Origin of the sequence: Phyllobacterium sp. CCNWLW183 (genome assembly GCF_037203775.1) — a bacterium.
Lineage (GTDB): Bacteria > Pseudomonadota > Alphaproteobacteria > Rhizobiales > Rhizobiaceae > Phyllobacterium > Phyllobacterium ifriqiyense.
The window spans coordinates 230,913-248,073 of the sequence record NZ_JBBCBN010000008.1 but is presented as its reverse complement, the minus strand read 5'-3'; the positions used below and the strand labels follow the sequence as shown (position 1 = coordinate 248,073).

Genomic DNA, 17,161 nt, shown 5'->3' with positions numbered 1-17,161 from the left:
CGCGGCAAGTTATAACTGCTACCGGGCACTCCGCTCTGGCTCATTACCACAGCCTTCTGGGCGATGGATAACTTGTCCGACGCGGATCAAAAAAAGTCATTTAAACCGTCAGCTCCCAAAGCTCTGGACAAGCAAGTCCCGATGATAATGTGTATTATACACTTTTATGTTGCGAGTTTCAACGATCTACATTATGTGCATACTACACATTCTGCAGGTGACGACAAATCCCTGTACAGCCAATTTGATCAGCGACACAGGTGCGGTCAATAGCAGGGGAGTCGCGAAATGAACGTCGACGCATCTACAGTGGGGAGTGATAAGGCAACGCCAAGACTTGATTGGCGCCTGATGCTGCCGGTTTTTCTCAGCGTCAGCTTCTATGCAGCAAGTGCTGCGGCTGCCTTGCCAATTCTACCATTCTACCTCAAGGAAATGGGCGGAACGCCGTTCATTTTTGGTCTGGTGATCGCTACAGAAGCGCTTACCCAATTTGTGGCCGCGCCTCTTATCGGTCAACTTTCCGATCGCTTGGGACGTAAGAAAATCCTGCTCGCAACGCAGGCTGCGGCATTTGTCAGCTTCCTTTTGCTCGCGCTGGCAACGGCGGTGTTTCCCGTTCTGTTGGCGCGCATGCTATTCGGCTTCACGGGCGGGACATTTACTGCAGCCGCTGCCTATATCGCAGACCACAGTTCTCCGGCCAACCGCCGGCAGGCCATAGGCGTTCTGAGTGCCGCTGTCGGACTCGGGGGTATCGCGGGCGCAGGCCTGTCCGCTTATCTATCCGGCATCTCCCTGACCGTTCCGATCTACGCCGCCATGGCGCTTTCCGCGGCTAGCCTCGTGGTAACGGCTATCTGCATCAAGGGCAGCCACACAGCATCCCACGACTTCGATGAGTCGACTAGATACAGAGCCTCCACCAAGGTCTCATTCAGGTCGATCGTCAGTTCTCCTTTGATCCGCGTGCTTGTGATCGTGCTGCTCTGCTACTTCTTTGCCTATAATATGTATGGCTCCCAGATTGCCAACTATCTCCACGCAACCTTCATTAGTAGGGACAGTTCATTTGGACCACGCGAACTCGGCTACATAATGGCTGCGGACGGTGCGATTAATATCATTGTCCAGTTGTTCCTGCTGCAATGGCTCGGGCGATACTTCACGGAGCGCCGGCTGATCGTTCTCATATGTGCCATTGTGGCCGTTGGCTACATCACTGTCGCCTTTGCGATGACGCTTCCGGTTATTGTGTTTGCCCTCCTTTGTGTAAGTGTCGGTGACGCCTTGGCGCGCCCCACCTTTATTTCGGCGCTCTCTGTCCATGCCCCGCGCGAACGTCAAGGCATCGTGCTTGGAACTACCCAATCGCTGCTTGCTGCTACGGAGGCTGTCTCTCCCGTAATTGCCGGTTTTCTCATTGGGCAGGCACTCTACGGTGTTTGGACCGGCATAATCATTGCCTTCGTTGCGATTGCAGCCGCAATCGCCTGGACAAGACTTCCGCCCACGGATCCGGAGGCCGAAGGGCAGGCGAACCAGTAAGCATAGGATTGCCATAACAATCGCGGCGCTCCTCATCGAACCAGGCTCGAGAGAACCCACTTAAATGACAAGCCAGAATATCTCGAAATACAAAAACGTTACGCACTCGGCAGGCGACATGATAGTGACTTCCGCCACGCAAGATGCGCATTTTCATTTCTATGCAAGGGCGCTGGCTGTTCGCATTGTGATCACTCGATCGATGCGGAAATTAGTATTGTTTCTGTCCGCCGCGTTGGTTTTGTCTGCATGCGCACACGCGCCAGAGCGCGCTTTAGACGCCCTTGAGGCGGAAAAAGCCTCAATTGCGGGTTATGGCGAAATCCGCGCCTACCGCTATTCCCCGCGCAACGAAGAGCTTGCAAGGCATCGAGACTGGATGGTCAAGACCCGGTCCGATACGAAAAATATACTGATGATCTCCGGCGGTGGCGGCAGCGGCGCTTTCGGTGTCGGCGTACTCGCAGGTTGGACCGAAACGAACGCCCGCCCGGGCTTTGATGTCGTGACCGGCGTCAGCACAGGCGCCTTGATTGCGCCGTACGCCTTCCTGGGAAGTGCTTACGATAAGACACTGGTGCATCTATTTACCAGCGGTATCGCCCAGGAACTTGTCGCGATAAACGGTCCCTTCGGGGTGTTCGGCTCAAGTCTGCTCAAACCCGGGCCACTTAAACGACATGTCGAACGTTTCATCACGCCCAATGTCCTCAACCAGATCGCTGCCGAGCACCGCAACGGTCGACGGCTGCTTGTTCTCACGACAAACCTCGATACCCAACGCGGCGTGATCTGGAACATGGGCGCCATCGCTGCGAGCGGAAATCCGGATGCCCTGAAGCTGTTTCGAGATGTTATCGTCGCGTCGGCCAGTGTCCCAGGCGTCTTCCCTCCGGTCATGATTCAGGCGACGTCAAACGGACGGCAGTTTCAGGAATTGCACTCCGACGGAGGATCAACTTCTCAGATCCTGACGCCACCTCTTCTCGTTGAAAACGCGCTTTTCTCCGAGAGGCCCGTGCGGCAGAAAGTCAATTTGTACGTGATCGTCAACAACGCGCTTATCCCCGAGTTCGATGTTACGCCAAACAGGACAGTGTCATCCCTCGGCCGAGCATACTCCACCTTCCTGAAATCTCAGGCTCAGAGCGAATTAACTGCGCTCTACAACCATGCCCGCCGCACAGGAGCAAAATTCCATGTTGCATCGATCGAAGTCCAGATTTCCTATTCGATGCTTAATCCGCTCGACAGGAATTACATGCATGCCGTGTACCGACTTGGCTACGAGCAGACGACCTCCGGCGCGATGTGGAAGGATATGCCAGTCTTTCCGTTGAAACTCTCGCAGCCTGTTGCGCGGTGATTTCCATCATCAAGATACGAACAGGACCTATCTTTGTGCCGGATCAAGCGGTCCGCCGATGGGTCGTAGCCTTAAAAACGTGTATCGTACACTTTTTACCTTGACGAACTTTTCTATATATATGCATAATACACATACTTAAGAGCCGCGGACGGTAGATTGGGCTGGTGTCAACATTGGCAGGGACGGTCTTGCCCATCATCTGCCGTGGATAAATGGCTGGCAGAGCGCATCGTCAAGAAAGTCAGCACGGCGCACCGCGTCGCACTGCAACGCTGCGAAACAGACTTTAAGGAAGATAAATGCTAAGAAGCCGTCCTGACCGCTATGGCGCGATCCCCATCACAATTCATTGGCTTGGCGCTATTCTCATCCTTTTGGCGCTCGGTTTCGGGTTTCAGGCGGCCAATGCTATCGAGCCGGCAGTTAAGGCTGGCTTCCTGCGCATACATGTCTCGGCTGCGATAATCGCTTTGTTGTTGACTGTATTCCGCATCATCTGGTGGTGGGTTTTTGACAAGAAGCCGCTCCCGATGCTGGGAGTACCGAGTTGGCAGAACCAGCTAGCGCGCGGTGTTCACCTCGCGTTCGATGTCATTATTCTCGGCATGAGCGCAACCGGGGTGGGCATGGTGGCGTTGAGCGGCGCGGGAACGATTATCTTCGGCGGAACCGATACAGCTCTAACGGACTTCCACCTTTATCCGCCGCGCGTTCCGCATGGCGTGGGCGCAAAGCTACTGCTCACGCTGTTTTTCGTCCACATCGGGGCGGCGCTTTATCATCAGTTTGCCCGCCGCGATGGGTTGCTGCGGCGCATGTGGTATCGACGATAAAACTGGTGCGCTTCATCGGTCCCGGCGTTGTACAAATCCCAAAATCCCGACGTAATCCACAGCTTGCCAGTTCGCTTGGTTGTCTCCTGAAATTATCGTGCAGGGAGAGCTACATCGTAAACTTAGTAAACGGCTCGATGGTACTTGGGCCGCCGCCGCTCTAGTTAGCTTCTGGAGGACGCAAATCGCTGCGGATTGCCGCACTTGTGTATAGCAAGACTCCACAGCAGTTTCCCTTCGATCACGGTTACAATAGCGACGCACTTAAGAAGGTGCGGCTTCGTACGCGCTTCCCGCAAGCAGCACCCCCTATCCGCATCTACCTGAATGGCAACAGGTGCGGTTAGGAAGGGATGATTGCGGGAATTGAGAAAACGATACGCAAATGTTTCGATGACGGCATTACATCCATCATCACCGCAATCACTTCTCTTCAGGTGACGCTGGTGTTCGCCTGCTGATCTCTTATCCAGAAAGGCGCCTCCGTCCATCCGAATAACGCAATGAATCTTAAACAATGTGTATAATACACTTTTTAGGTTGACGCGATCACCTTTCCCAAATATGTGTATAACGCACATTAAAATAGGCTTGGGATGACAGATGAAATTGGAAAGTCGCGTTCGCAACAGCGGCGTGGAAACGCCCTCCTGCCGATTTTCGCGATCGTTGTCGTAGACACCGCCGGCGCAGGTCTTATCCTGCCCCTTCTACCGTTTTACGCCCGGGATTTTGGTGCGACGCCCCTGACGATCGGCTTTCTATTCGCAAGCTTTGCCATTTGCGAGTTTTTTGCTGGGCCCATACTGGGGAACGCTTCTGACAGATTGGGACGCAAGCGGTTGCTTTTGGTTAGTCAGATAGGCACCTGCGCAAGTTTCCTTTTGCTCGCTTTAGCTCCCAATCTCTTCGTTGTTTTCGCTGCCCGTATCCTCGGTGGCTTGTCAGCGGGTAACATCGCTATCGCTATCGCGTTCGTCGCAGATAGGAGCGAAGCTGGAACACGTCGACAGGCGATGGGGTTCGTGAGCGGGGCAATGGGCCTGGGCACCATGGTCGGTCCAGCCCTCGGTGGTGCACTCGCGCCAGTCGGCCTAGCAGTACCATTTTACGTTGCTGCGGCGTTCTCCCTCGCCAGCATTGTAGCGACCTTTATTCTCCTTCCTGCGGATAATCGGGCTCGGTTCGGCACCCGGTTATGTAGCCGCGTATTCAGAACCGGACAGCAGGCTAGAATTCAATCACGGCGCGACGAACAAGTAGCATACGATAGCGCAACCGCTGTGGTACCGTTTTCATTGAAAAGATTCCTTCGTGAAATCGCGGATCTCATTGCCCTGCCGAACGTAAAGGGGCTTCTAACGGCACTTGCCATTTTGTACCTGGCTTTTAGCCTGTTCAGTTCGCAACTCGCGCTTGTGCTATACGCCCGATACCAGTGGGACGCCGAGCCGTTTGGTCCGGCCGAGATCGGGTTCCTGTTTACCGCTGCCGGCGCGACAAACATCGTGATTCAAGTTGTGGTGATGCGCGCGATCCGAACGACTTTCCACGAACGAACCCTTGCCGCAGCCTCGTTCGCGTTGCTCGCGGTCGGCTTCGGCCTCATCGGTTTCGGCAATACGATCTCCGGCTTGGCAGTCGGCGTCGTTACGGTTGCGTCGGGCTTGGGGTTGGCAAGGCCGACACTCATCGCCGCATTGACCCTAATTGTACCCGTCGGCTCCCAAGGTGTCGCGATGGGTATGGCACAATCACTTGCTTCCCTCATCAACATCGTCGGGCCCATCGCGGGCGGCTTATTGATTCAACAACAAAACTTCATCGGCTGGGCTGTAATCATGTGCACGCTCGCATTGACGGGTTTCGCGGCAGTCGGACTGCTCTCTATTTTCCCGACAATGTCCGATCCAAAAGAAAGATGAGGCCCATGAGTGGCTCAAATCGGTCGTGCTGATTGCGCGATCGGCACGACGAAATCGCGTCAGCTTGCCCCACCCAACAGGAGAACGAAATGTCACATTCCCGCCATGGCTTGACATTCATCCAACCGTGCTATCGACCGATTGCATCTACGCTCCTTTCATTGTCACTTTTGTCGATTGTTGGAGCGTGCGCAGCTGTTCCGCTTGAACAGGCGAATTCCCTGACATCCTACGATGGCTTCACATCAAACAACGGACGATTAACCAAGGCAGATTATAAGGTCTCTTCGGGCGATCTGGTCGCCACGAGAACGATCTACATCGAGCCCACGAAGATGTCGGGCGCAGCAGCGCGTTCCATTAAGAAGCCTTCCGATCGAGCTCTCGTGGCGAATGTGATCAGCCGTGCTCTGTGCGTCGGCGTCAGTGATGGCTTCGAGGTGGTAGAGAAGAAGGAGGATGCGGACTTGGTTGTTCACGCAACCATCACTAACATTGTGCCGACCAACGCCACGATGGCCGGTCTGTCGACAGCAACGTCGCTCGGAGCCAGTGTCTTTTCGTCTGTGCCCGTTCCTAGGCTGCCCATAGGTCTCGGAGGCCTCTCAGTGGAGGCTGAAGCCACGACGAGGGACGGCAAGCAAGTGGGAGCGATGGTGTGGGCCAAAGGCGCGAACTTCGTGACCACCGGTGCGCGCGTCTCGCAGATTGGAGACGCCTATTCGCTTGCCGCGAACTTCGGAGGCGACTTTTCCAAGATGCTCGTTACCGGCAAGACTCCCTTCAAGGGGCTGCCCAAAATTCCGACCCGGCAGAGAATCAAGTCCGGTCTTGGTGGGAAGCCGAAATACCCTGCTTGCGAGAATTTTGGCCGGTCGCCCGGTTTGATGGGCCTCGCAGCCTCTCAGGTCGGGATGCCGCCGTCCTGGACTGACAAAAAGCGTCCGGCAGAGGGCCAATAAAAGCACACGCCGAGCGTTGTGTGTCCCGCCGCTTGAAAGTCTGGGATGGGCGGATGCTCCTGTGGCTCCCAGGAAGACGTGAGTGTGGGAAATGGGGCGAACCTTCAGGTCTTCTCGACTTCAGCTCCACATAGCCTAATAGTCCATTTCTTTCAGGTCGCTGAGCAAGCTTGGCCCCGTAGGCTGCCAACCCAGTGTCTGCCGGGTGAGTACGCTCGAAGCCGTTATGTCCGCCGCAGCAAACATGGCGAACCAGCCGAAATGGGCTTCCGCTTCTTCTTTCGAGAGTGAAGCGGTGGGCAGTCCAAGTGCGGTGGCGACCGTTTCAGCGATATCGCGCGCGGCAACGCCCTCTTCGGACACAGCATGGTAGCGGGCGCCAGGCTCCGCGCGATCGAGCCCAAGAACGTAGAGCCTCGCCACATCATTGACATGGCCAGCTGCCCAGCGGTTGGTGCCTTGGTCGATATAGGCGACGACGCCCTTCTCGCGGGCCATGTCGATATAGGGCGTGATCAGGCCCTGCCTGACGGTGTCGTGCACCTGTGGAAGTCGAACGACGCCGAGGTTGACGCCCGCCGCGAGTTGTTCCTGGCCCGCCAGTTCCGAGGCTATGCGCGGATTGAAATGATGGGCGTCGAAAACATCCTTGCGAGCAGGTTCGCCATTGCCCGGATCGCCGATGCCCACGCCCGAAGTGATAAGAAGCGGCCGGTTCGATCCTTTCAGAACGGACCCGAGCGCCCCAATGACGCGGCGATCCTTTTCGCAGTTGGATACAAAATTCGAGAAGTCATGGTCGAATGCCATGTGGATGACCGCGTCGGAATTGTCCGCTCCTTTCGCCAGGCCCTTGGGATCCTCCAGCGTTCCGAAATAAGCGGACGCGCCGGCATTTACCAGTTGTTTCGCTCCGAAGTCAGAACGGGTGAGGCCGATTACCTCATGACCAGCCGCCAGCAGTTCGCGAAGGACACGGGACCCGATGAACCCGGAGGCACCTGTCAGAAAAACACGCATATGAAATCTCCTGTATTGACGCGCTGGGTAATCTCATGGAAAATTGTCCTGTTAAAGTAGTGACTTTATCCTATTATAATTACCAACAGGATCGCATGGGCGACAGCACCCCAGACAATGCTCTCGGCACATTCCTGCGTGATCGGCGCATGCGCCTTGATCCGGCGTCATTCGGCTTTCAGCCGGGACGACGCCGGACGCCGGGTTTGCGCCGCGAGGAAGTCGCTCTGCTCACCAATATAAGCCCGACCTGGTACACATGGCTGGAGCAGGGGCGGGGCGGGGCGCCGTCCGCCCATGTGCTCGATCGCATTGCAAGGGGCTTGATGCTTACCGAGCCTGAGCGTGATCATCTGCATATACTCGCTTTCGGCCATCCCCCCGAGCCGCGTTACCGCCAGCACGATGGCATCACGCCTCGGCTGCAACACATACTGGACGCCATGCCCTTCAGCCCTGCCATCATCAGAACGGCGACATGGGATGTGGTGGCGTGGAACAACGCCGCGTCCGTGATATTGACGGACTATGCCAAACTGCCCACGGAGAAACGCAACGTTCTTCGCATGATGTTCTCCGACGAGCGAGTGCGCGCCGCGCAGGACGACTGGCGCACCGTCGCTCGCTATGTCGTCGGCGCATTTCGCGCCGACTCCGCGCGCGCCGGGGCGGGTGTGGAAATCCGGCAGCTGATCGAGGAACTCTCCGCCAGCAGCCCGGAATTCAAGGCGATGTGGGACGACAATGAGATCACAAGCACGCGCGAAGGCATCAAGCGCCTACATCACCCTGTCCTCGGATCGATCGATCTGGAATTTTCTACCTTTTTGGTTGAAGGCCGGTCCGATCTCAACATGATGGTCTACAGTCCGGCAAACTCCGAGGTTATGGAGCAATTTCGTTCACTGATTACCAGCGCTTGTTGATCTTGATCGGGTTGGCCGAATGAACACGTTCGCCAGAGTTCTGCAACCGCGCGGGCGAAGGCCGGTCACGCGCACCACCGATGCGTTGTCGGCGGAAGTACCGCCGCAATGTTCTGTGTCAATCGTCGCTGCCTCCGCTATGGCGTCTGCGGTGCTCATCCCGATGTTGACAACGTATCGCAAAGCCAATATTGGATACAATCATGATTTTGGATACACAAGAGACGCAAGCAGAATCGGCGGCCGTCAAGATCAGGGCATTGATCCTGAACGGCACATTTCAGCCAGGCCAGGCGCTGCGGCAGGAAGCACTGTCCGAGCAGCTAAGCGTCAGTCGCACACCGCTAAGGCACGCCCTTCAATCGCTTGCTGAAGATGGATTGGTCGAAACGATCGGCTACAAGGGCGCGAGGGTAGCAAAGCTCGACGCGGGCATGGTCGATGATCTGTTCGAGATGCGGCTTCTGCTGGAACCGCTGGCACTCAAATCCGCCCTTTCGCATTTCACGAAGCTTGATCTTGCCGAGGCTGAGATGGCGCTCGACGCCGCAGAGGCGGAGGAAGAACCTTCGAAACTCTCGGAGTTGAACTGGGACTTTCACCGCGCGCTCTACCGTCCGTCAAACCGGCAGACGTTGTTGCGGACCATCGAGCAATTGAATAAGGCGTCGGCGCTCGCCGAGGTGATCGCGAGTTCCATCGTCGCCCGTCCCGAAAAGTCGGCAGCCGAACACCGCGAACTGCTACAGGCGTGTCGAAATGGTGACGAAGCCGGTGCGTTTTCAGTGCTGAGTAAGCATCTGAGACTTGCCCATCAAGACATACGAAACCGGAGAGATTAAAGATGCCCGTCAAAAACAGGATCGCCGAATTTCACGATGAAATGACCCAGTGGCGGCTTCATCTTCATGCCAATCCCGAGCTTTCCTACCAGGAACATGAAACGGCTAGTTTTGTCGCGCAAAAGCTTTGCTCCTACGGGATCGAAGTGACCGAAGGCGTGGGCGGAACAGGCGTTGTCGGCGTGCTTCACGGGCACCACGAAGGTGGGCGCTCCATCGGGCTTAGGGCTGACATGGATGCGCTTGCAATTGAAGAGCGAAATGATTTCGCGCATCGATCCCTGAACAGCGGAGTCATGCATGCCTGCGGTCATGACGGGCACACAACGATGCTGCTCGGCGCTGCTCGCTATCTGGCCGAGACCCGGAATTTCTCAGGCCGCGTGATTTTCATCTTCCAGCCTGCCGAGGAGATGGGAGGCGAGGACGGCGGCGCCGCGCGAATGATCCGTGAAGGGCTGTTCGAAACCTTCAGCTGCGACGAAATTTACGGGTTGCACAATTGGCCCGGAATGGAGGTCGGAACCTTCGCAGTGAAGGCAGGGCCGATGATGGCGTCGGGTGATGCCTTCGAGATTGAGGTGACGTCCACTGGAATGCATGCGGCACAGCCGCACAAGGGAGCCGACGTCGTCCTGACGGCTGGGCACATCCTTGTCGCACTCCAGCAGATTTCCGCGCGAAACACTGATCCTCTGGACGCCATCGTCGTCAGCGCCACGCAAATTCACGGTGGCGATGCCTACAATGTCTCGCCAAACAAGATCACAATCCGGGGCACCGTGCGGGCATTTTCTCCCGCCGCGCGCGCGGCAACGGAGTCGGCAGTTCGCCGCATCGTCGGAGGCATCGGCATGTCAACCGGCGCGCAGTGCGACGTGTCTTATGTCCAGCAATATCCGACGCTCATCAATTCGCAGGCTGCTACCCGGTCTGCAGAGATCGCGGGATCGGCGGTGTTCAACAGGATCGAAACAAACCCGCCGCAGACAATGATTGTCGAGGACTTTGCTTTCATGCTCGAGGACCGGCCAGGATGCTACGGCTGGATCGGCAATGGACCCGAAGACAACGGCCGCATCCTTCATAGCGCGTGGTTCGATTTTAATGACGATGCGCTGCCTTTTGGTGCATCTTACTTTGCCTCGCTTGTCGAAGGGTGACCGAACAGTTAGAGGCTGTCTAAGCGGTCTTTTGTGCCCACGCTTTGTTGTATTACCGACCTGTCATTACGAGGTAGCGAACGAACACAGCGGAGTTTCCCATAACTAACCAGAGTAAGCGTGGCAAATGGGGCTCTTGTCTAAAGTTCAAGGTCTTCGTAGAGAGCTTACGGTCGTTGCATCCGTAGCTGTCGGAAAGGGCAAGAAGCGGCGGACCTTCTGCTCGATACCGCCAATCCCTGCGAACGCCTCGCTGAATCGGCTGCCGTGTCGCCTGGGTGGATGCGACAGCAGTCCTGATGTGATAAATCCGGCTGCTTTCTGTCATTGTTGCCTGTCGATTATGCCGTATGTCAGAAGTAAATTTGCCAGCAGCAATGGCTAGATCATGATCTTTTCTTCGACACCAAGTTCCTTGGTGAGTTTCAAAGCATCCCGCTTTGGCGGGATCCCGAAATGACGCGCATATTCGCGGTTGAATTGCGAGGTGCTTTCGTAGCCAACAGCATACGCGGTGCGAGTTGCATCTGTGTTTTTCGCCAAAAGGTGACGTGCCGCCTGTAGCCGGAGCATCTTTTGATATTGAAGCGGGCTGGTCGATGTGGCGGTCCGGAAGTGCCGGTTGAAGGCCGGAATGCTCATTCCGGCGATATCGGCCAACGACTTTGCAGAAAATGGCTCATCGAAATGGACGCGCATCCAGTCTATTGCCTGTCTCATTTGTGCGAGCCTACCCTCGTCTCGAGCAATTTGCGAGAGTAACAAACCGTGCGGACTCTGTAATAATCGGTAGAGCAGTTCGCGCTCCCGTACTGCTGCCAAAGCCGGAATGTCACCGGGAGTGTCAAGTAATTCCAAATGACGATCCCATGCCTCCAGTAAGTGGCGTGAGTCCTTTGCGATGCTGAAGCAGGGAACGGTCCGCTGCGAAGAGATCGGCGACAGGTCCGCCAACATTTCGGCGAAGGTATTGCGGTCTAGTGTCAGGCCCACCGCGATATAAGGCGCGCGTTTTTCCGTCTCGAAGAGGCACCGTGTCGCCGGGAGTTCGACAAGAGTAGCCAAAGAGAAGCCGGCATCCTGCCGTAGTGTCTCGTCTCCGAGCACCAATTGCTTTGTTCCTTGTAGCACCAAGCAGACGCCCGGGCCGCAAATCGTATTATCCGGCCCACTGTTGTTCCGCGCGATAGCAACGCTGACCCGAGGGATCGCAGTAGTCATACTCGTCTTATCTGCGTGGCGGATGACTCGGACCCGGATCTGTTCAAGCAAATTCTGCATGAGTAGGTACTAGCAAAGCGCAATGTGGTCTGCAAGTAGAGAGATCGGATCAGGCAAGGAATAGAGCGGAACTGCGTATATATGAGGATTTCTTGAGTGCATAAGACATGGATGTTGCGCTGCCGCATGAGCCTCTTTTCGACAGAGAATCTTCGGTTCGCATCGAAACACTGAGAGCGGTGAACGGTCGTGCGGATTTATGGCATGGTCCCCGAAGTACAGCGTGAGAAGCGTATCAGCTGAAGCCTTTTCACGACAATATTTAAACCAATCGTACCGTTGTTTGCGGGCGGTCTTCAGATAGAGGTCTGGTAGTGAAAGCAATGGTTCTTGAGGCTCCAGGTGGCCTTGATCGGATAAAGCTCGTTGAGGTTGCTTCGCCGCTCCCCCCTGCTTCGGATGAGATTACTGTGCGAGTTCGGGCGAGTAGTCTCAACTTCCATGACCTTGGGGTGGCAGTTGGTCGGTCGCCGACAGCCGACAGGCGAGTCCTTCTGACAGACGGAGCAGGTATCGTTGAAGCCGTGGGGAGTCATGTTATGGAGTTCGCCCCAGGCGACGCGGTTGTGGGCTGCTGCTTTCCGCAGTGGCAATCTGGGCCGCCGCAGGTGAGCGACTTTTCCCAGACGCCGGGCGACGGCGTAGACGGGTTCGCACGCCACTTCCTTACCACATCAGCACGCGCGTTCACCCGCGCGCCCGAGGGTTATAATTTCGCCGAAGCTGCAACGATTCCAACTGCGGGCGTCACAGCATGGCGCGCACTGATGGTGGATGGTCTACTGAAGTCCGGTCAGACCATTCTCGTCCAAGGTTCCGGAGGCGTGTCGATCTATGCACTACAGATCGCAAAGGCCGTCGGTGCAAAGGTAATCGCGACGTCTTCATCCGACCAGAAGCTGACTCGTTTGCGCGAACTCGGGGCCGATTATACCATCAATTATCGAACCCAGCCTGAGTGGGGTAGGTTGGCCTATAAATGGACGAGCGGCGAGGGGGTTGATCATGTAATTGACGTGGGCGGGCCAGCGACGTTGGTTCAGTCCATCGAGGCTATAAAAGTTGGAGGCCACATCTCGATGATTGGCATCCTAGGCGGCATGACTGCCGAGCTGCCGATGATCCCGATCTTCGCCAAGCAGGTCCGGTTACAGGGGTGCCTCAATGGCAGCCGCCAGGACCAGGCCGATCTCGTGAACTTCCTTAGCGAACGCGCCATACGGCCCGTCCTTGATCGCAGATTTGGGCTTGAGGAACTCGCAGACGCGTTCCGTTACGAGGAGGTTGGTTCCCACTTTGGCAAGATTGTGATTGAGGTGGACGGGTGAGGCTTGGTTACCTGCCGTCTGCGAAGGTCGGTGGTCAGCTTCTATTCCATCTGATCAGGAGGACTACGAGCGTACGCCAATCATCGTCGCGACAAACTTGGCTTCAGCAAGTGGCCATCGGTTTTGGGCGATGCGAAGATGACGACGGCGATGAGCACGCGTTGATCTAGGGGGCCGGCATCGCGACGGCCCTCAACCGACAGCACGCGCTAAGCAGCAGTCTATAAATGCAGAATGTAAGTGGGTTCATTTATTTTGTCGGTTTTGACAGCACTTTGTTGTAGGTTGACGGGTCCTGGCGCTCGGGCGATGCAGGGTTTCTTGTTCCGGCTGGACGAAGCTGATGACCTTTGGAGATCGACTTAGAAATTCCTTGTGAACCGACCCCAGTTCAGCGATTTTTCAAGTCCATTCTTCAGGTGTGAAGCTGTTCAGCCAATCAGCCGGCGGGCTTAACAAGGGTCCAATCACATTGGAGGCCGGTCAGCGATAATCATCAAGATGGCAATCTGTCCGCCAAAAATAGCCGCCAGCAAGATCATCGAAACAAGCAATTGAACAAAAAACCTGTAAATCCAATTGAGCGCCATGATCACTGTCAGACTGGATTTTTCCGTGACGATGAAATCCGACTTTTGCTTTGCCATGGCTTAGATACTTCGTTCGGACAATTGCAGGAGTATTACAAAGTTGCCTTTCTTCACCTGTAATTCTTCTGCAATCCTTAGGGGGGACAACGCAGTTGGCGCAAGGGTGATGACACATGAGACTTCTATTGGTGGAAGACGAAAAGCAATTGGCGGCGGCTCTGGCTACAGCACTTGCCAAGCACGGAATTGTTATCGACCATACACCCAATCTCGCCGATGCTTTCGAATTGACTCTTCAGAATGACTACGACGCCATACTTCTCGACAGGCGTTTGCCTGACGGTGAAGGGCTGACACTCGTTCCAAATCTTAGGCGAGCAGGACGGGACACTCCAATCATTGTCCTGACGGCGCGTAATGAACCGCTCGAACGGGTCGAGGGTCTGGATATGGGGGCGGATGATTATCTCGGCAAACCGTTTCTCGTTGAAGAACTGATAGCGCGCCTGCGTGCGGTACTTCGGCGGCCCGCTATCTTAAAAGAACCAAAGATTACCGCGGGAAACATGATGATCGATCCGCTGAATTTCGATGTAAATGTCGGGGCGACCAAATGCGAAATTCCAAGGCGGGAACTCCTCATTCTCGTCGCACTCGCCAAGCGAAAGAACAAGACCGTGCTAAGGTCGACGCTTGAAGAAGCGGTTTACAACTACGAAGAAGAAATTCAATCCAATGCAATCGACGCGCACATTTCAAGACTGCGGAAGCGCCTGTCAGATGTCGGAGCCGGCTTAACGATCCATAATATCCGTGGCATAGGTTATATCCTGAAGGAAGAACAATGAACTCCGCGGTCAGATCGAGTCCTTCTCTGTGGTGGAGGTTGAGTTGGCAACTCAGTTTGGTGATTGTCGTTGTTGTCGCAATAGTAATCTTGGGACTTTGCGTATGGGCAGCGACGATCATGTCACCCAACATTGCCACGGAAAATAAAGTAGGTTCCGCGATTGCAGGAGCCGTAGAACGAGATATCCACGGACGCTTAAAATTAAATAGCATCCCGGAGATGTCAGCACTCAAGGAGCAGAACCAAGCACTTTGGTATGTAGCGTCAACCAGAGACGGTTCATCCGTTTCTCACGGCTCAATCCCACCGGAATATTCGCAGCTTGCAACAATGGTTTACCTTTTCGATGAAGCAGATATTCGGGGGGCTTCCACGACCGATGAAGTGGCAACGATTGATAGAATCGAAACGGAAATAGGAGAGATTCGGTTTATGTTTGGTGGGGTAACTGACAAGGGTTCACCTGTCATGGCGATACTAGCCAGAGCCTACCCCATCTATCTGTCCCTGCTTGCGGTCGCTCTCCCAGCTCTTTTCCTCGCCGTTCCCCGGATAGTGGGCCGCGCACTCGCGCGGATCAGCGACGTCACCGAACGGGCAGCACAAATCGATCCGCGCAAGCATGGAGTCCGCCTTCCATTGGATGGCATACCCAAGGAAGTCGCTCCTCTGGTTACCGCTTTCAACGGGACCCTTGCACGTCTTGAAAGCGAGGCAAAAAAACGCCAGCGATTCCTAATCGACGCTGCTCATGAACTCAGAACACCGATCGCGATCATGCAGCTAAGAATCGACGGAATGCCAGACGGCCAGGCACGCACTCGAATGTTGGACGATGTCGCGCGTCTGGCCGACACCGCCGAACAACTTTTGGATTTCGAACGCAACGACCAAACTCTGGACCTACAAAATACTTTAGACCTCGTTGAAATTGCACAAACAGTAGTCGCAGACATCGCCCCATTGGCGATCGCTGGGGGCTATCAGATTTCATTTCACCGTGAAGTCGAAAGCCTTACGCGAACTGGTAGCGCTGCTGCTTTGGCGAGGGCGATTGGCAACCTGGTGCGCAACGCAATTGATCATTGTGATGGCAAGGGCGAAATCTTAGTTACAGTATCCTCGGGAGGCGAGATTACGGTGAAAGACGAAGGTCCCGGTATCCCGGCCGACCATCAGGAACTTGTTTTCGAACCATTTTACCGTGTTGTCCCCAAAAGCCAGGGCGCGGGACTTGGTTTAAGCCTTACTAAGAAGATCGTTGCAAACCATGGAGGCCACATCAGCCTGAAGAGTAGCTCACAGGGCACCACTGTGACTGTTCAGCTTTAGCAACAGGGTCCGCCATGCCTTGGCTCTACAAGTTTCTCCACATAAAATCTCGTTGTAATACTTCGGCAATCCTTCGCTCCGACTTTCACAATGAATTCAAAGTTGGAGCAAGCAAATATGCACGATTCTTACGATCTTTATCGCCGTTTCTTTGGCAATCCTCCGAAGGAGATGCTTTCCATTTTTCTGGTTTTGATGGCGGCGCTAGTTTTTACGGGATGCACATCAATGCCTCTAAACGAGAGCGGGACGCTAACCTCCTACAGCAATCTCGGCCCCTCGAAGGGCAAGCTTGGTAAGAAGCGGAGACTTTACGTCGACGGCCAGCAACTGGCACAGGTGAAGACGGTCAGGATAATCCCGACAAGCTTTACTTTCAACGCTGCAGCCAAGATAAAATCCGAGGTCGACCGCGATCTCGTTACCAACGTGCTTGACCGGGCGCTGTGCGTGGCCCTCAGCGACAGATACCAAATGGTCGTCTCCGATCAACAGGCAGATTTGACAGTCCGCTCAGTCGTTACCGATATTGTGCCCACCAACAAGACAGTGGCAGGCGCTGCGACAGTCGTCAGCGTCGGTGGCGGTTTTGCACTGCCCGACAATATACCGCTTGTTGGCATACCCCGCATACCATTCGGTCTCGGCGGTCTCGCTGTTGAGGCTGAGGCCGTCGATAACACCAATGAGCAACGGGCAGCGATGATGTGGGGTCGCGGGGCAAACTTCATTCAGGACAAACCCCGTTACTCGGAGGTGGGTGACGCATACAGTCAGGCAACGAAGTTTGCGAGTGACTTTTCGAGAATGTTGATCACTGGCAAGGAGCCCAAAATGCTGAACATTCCGATTCCCTCGAGACAAAGGGTAAAATCCTGGTTTGGCGGAAAACCGAAATATGCAGCGTGTGAAACCTTCGGCCGAGCGCCCGGGGTGCTCGGCGCTGTAGCAGGTAAATATGGACTTCCGCCCCAATGGACCGACAAAAAACCGAAGCCATTGGGAACTCTATAAGATCAGTTTATCCAACTTCTCAGCAATTTACGTGGGTTCTGACGGCCAATGGATAGCGCCGTTCCAACTCGGGCATGGTTTACGCGCCATGCCTCTACCTCGTGTCACTCCGCTCCATCATGGCGGGACATTCCCGTGAAAGAGTTAATCCAAAAAAGTATCATGCATTCGGGTCAAA

15 protein-coding genes and 1 pseudogene are annotated in these 17,161 nt (G+C 55.2%); 13 read left to right on the top strand and 3 right to left on the bottom strand.

All coding sequences use genetic code 11. From position 1 onward, the window contains the following. Nucleotides 1-288 precede the first annotated feature (288 nt). The 5 genes from V9K95_RS18905 (at nucleotide 289) to V9K95_RS18885 (ending at nucleotide 6,637) form a co-directional block, all read left to right on the top strand. On the top strand, nucleotides 289-1,548 hold the full coding sequence (locus V9K95_RS18905) for an MFS transporter (protein ID WP_336441598.1): 1,260 nt from the start codon (nucleotides 289-291) through the stop codon (nucleotides 1,546-1,548). Nucleotides 1,549-1,750: 202 nt separating this feature from the next. Beyond that, nucleotides 1,751-2,914: a patatin-like phospholipase family protein gene (locus V9K95_RS18900; RefSeq protein WP_336441805.1), complete on the top strand. Its 1,164-nt coding sequence runs from the start codon at nucleotides 1,751-1,753 to the stop codon at nucleotides 2,912-2,914. A 302-nt stretch (nucleotides 2,915-3,216) separates the two neighbouring features. Further along, nucleotides 3,217-3,750, top strand: a complete 534-nt coding sequence (locus tag V9K95_RS18895; RefSeq protein ID WP_336441599.1) for a cytochrome b — start codon at nucleotides 3,217-3,219, stop codon at nucleotides 3,748-3,750. 596 nt (nucleotides 3,751-4,346) lie between these two features. After that, nucleotides 4,347-5,675, top strand: a complete 1,329-nt coding sequence (locus V9K95_RS18890) for an MFS transporter (protein ID WP_336441600.1) — start codon at nucleotides 4,347-4,349, stop codon at nucleotides 5,673-5,675. An 89-nt stretch (nucleotides 5,676-5,764) separates the two neighbouring features. Beyond that, nucleotides 5,765-6,637, top strand: coding sequence for a DUF3313 domain-containing protein (locus V9K95_RS18885; RefSeq protein WP_336441601.1), 873 nt, complete (start codon nucleotides 5,765-5,767; stop codon nucleotides 6,635-6,637). A gap of 135 nt (nucleotides 6,638-6,772) precedes the next feature. Here the strand turns inward: V9K95_RS18885 and V9K95_RS18880 are convergent, their stop codons facing one another. Continuing rightward, the gene (locus V9K95_RS18880) at nucleotides 6,773-7,657 is read right to left on the bottom strand and encodes an SDR family oxidoreductase (protein ID WP_336441602.1); all 885 of its coding nucleotides are present in this window, start codon (nucleotides 7,655-7,657) and stop codon (nucleotides 6,773-6,775) included. Nucleotides 7,658-7,752: 95 nt separating this feature from the next. Here V9K95_RS18880 and V9K95_RS18875 point away from each other — a divergent pair, with 95 nt between their 5' ends. The 3 genes from V9K95_RS18875 (at nucleotide 7,753) to V9K95_RS18865 (ending at nucleotide 10,588) form a co-directional block, all read left to right on the top strand. Next, on the top strand, nucleotides 7,753-8,583 hold the full coding sequence (locus V9K95_RS18875; protein WP_336441806.1) for a helix-turn-helix transcriptional regulator: 831 nt from the start codon (nucleotides 7,753-7,755) through the stop codon (nucleotides 8,581-8,583). A 203-nt stretch (nucleotides 8,584-8,786) separates the two neighbouring features. Next, nucleotides 8,787-9,425: a GntR family transcriptional regulator gene (locus V9K95_RS18870; RefSeq protein ID WP_336441603.1), complete on the top strand. Its 639-nt coding sequence runs from the start codon at nucleotides 8,787-8,789 to the stop codon at nucleotides 9,423-9,425. Nucleotides 9,426-9,427: 2 nt separating this feature from the next. Beyond that, nucleotides 9,428-10,588: an amidohydrolase gene (locus V9K95_RS18865; RefSeq protein ID WP_336441604.1), complete on the top strand. Its 1,161-nt coding sequence runs from the start codon at nucleotides 9,428-9,430 to the stop codon at nucleotides 10,586-10,588. 381 nt (nucleotides 10,589-10,969) lie between these two features. Here the strand turns inward: V9K95_RS18865 and V9K95_RS18860 are convergent, their stop codons facing one another. Further along, on the bottom strand, nucleotides 10,970-11,869 hold the full coding sequence (locus V9K95_RS18860) for an AraC family transcriptional regulator (protein ID WP_336441605.1): 900 nt from the start codon (nucleotides 11,867-11,869) through the stop codon (nucleotides 10,970-10,972). A gap of 323 nt (nucleotides 11,870-12,192) precedes the next feature. On the opposite strand from V9K95_RS18860, the gene V9K95_RS18855 reads away from it, so the two are divergent. Together V9K95_RS18855 and V9K95_RS18850 are read left to right on the top strand one after the other, a co-directional pair. Further along, on the top strand, nucleotides 12,193-13,197 hold the full coding sequence (locus tag V9K95_RS18855) for a zinc-dependent alcohol dehydrogenase family protein (protein WP_336441807.1): 1,005 nt from the start codon (nucleotides 12,193-12,195) through the stop codon (nucleotides 13,195-13,197). A 2-nt stretch (nucleotides 13,198-13,199) separates the two neighbouring features. Continuing rightward, nucleotides 13,200-13,359, top strand: a pseudogene (locus V9K95_RS18850) (ATP-binding protein); the annotation flags it as partial. Nucleotides 13,360-13,664: 305 nt separating this feature from the next. Here V9K95_RS18850 and V9K95_RS18845 read toward each other — a convergent pair. Beyond that, nucleotides 13,665-13,844 (bottom strand): hypothetical protein, encoded by a 180-nt coding sequence (locus tag V9K95_RS18845; protein WP_336441606.1) that lies wholly within the window; start codon nucleotides 13,842-13,844, stop codon nucleotides 13,665-13,667. A gap of 116 nt (nucleotides 13,845-13,960) precedes the next feature. On the opposite strand from V9K95_RS18845, the gene V9K95_RS18840 reads away from it, so the two are divergent. The 3 genes from V9K95_RS18840 to V9K95_RS18830 all read left to right on the top strand — a co-directional run bounded on the left by V9K95_RS18840 (nucleotide 13,961) and on the right by V9K95_RS18830 (nucleotide 16,983). Continuing rightward, nucleotides 13,961-14,635, top strand: a complete 675-nt coding sequence (locus tag V9K95_RS18840) for a response regulator transcription factor (RefSeq protein WP_336441607.1) — start codon at nucleotides 13,961-13,963, stop codon at nucleotides 14,633-14,635. Continuing rightward, entirely contained in the window at nucleotides 14,632-15,969 is a 1,338-nt protein-coding gene (locus V9K95_RS18835) for a sensor histidine kinase (protein ID WP_336441608.1), read from the top strand. Before V9K95_RS18840 ends, V9K95_RS18835 begins: the two co-directional genes overlap by 4 nt. A gap of 171 nt (nucleotides 15,970-16,140) precedes the next feature. Beyond that, nucleotides 16,141-16,983 carry a DUF3313 domain-containing protein gene (locus tag V9K95_RS18830; RefSeq protein ID WP_336441808.1) on the top strand — a complete coding sequence of 281 codons (843 nt, stop codon included), beginning with the start codon at nucleotides 16,141-16,143 and terminating at the stop codon, nucleotides 16,981-16,983. The last annotated feature ends 178 nt before the right edge of the window (nucleotides 16,984-17,161 follow it).